Source organism: Mesorhizobium sp. M1A.T.Ca.IN.004.03.1.1 (assembly GCF_003997555.1).
In the GTDB taxonomy this organism is placed as follows: Bacteria; Pseudomonadota; Alphaproteobacteria; order Rhizobiales; family Rhizobiaceae; genus Mesorhizobium.
This window is the reverse complement of sequence record NZ_RZTV01000829.1, coordinates 1-247: the sequence shown is the minus strand read 5'-3', so window position 1 is coordinate 247 and position 247 is coordinate 1. Positions and strand designations below refer to the sequence as shown.

1 pseudogene is annotated in these 247 nt (G+C 57.5%); it reads right to left on the bottom strand.

The window, feature by feature from the left end:
- Nucleotides 1-28: 28 nt before the first annotated feature.
- Nucleotides 29-247 (bottom strand): annotated as a pseudogene (locus EOD29_RS33995) (polysaccharide biosynthesis protein); the annotation flags it as partial.

Sequence of the window (247 nt, the reverse complement as noted above, 5' to 3'; positions counted from 1 at the left end):
GAAGGCGGTTGGACCTAACGTCGATGTCTCAAGCCGCCGGATTGGTTTCGCCGCCGGTGAATGCAAGATCGGAAACTTCACCCGTTGAGGAATAGCCGGAAACAAGTTCTGCCAGGGTCGCGCGGGCCGCGATCATGTCGTTACGATCCAATGCCGCATTGAGCGAATTGAGCTTCTTCGAAAGTTCCGGCCACAACAGGAAGTCCTCGCGCGCCTTCATGATCCGCGGATGTTCGGTTGTCTCGGG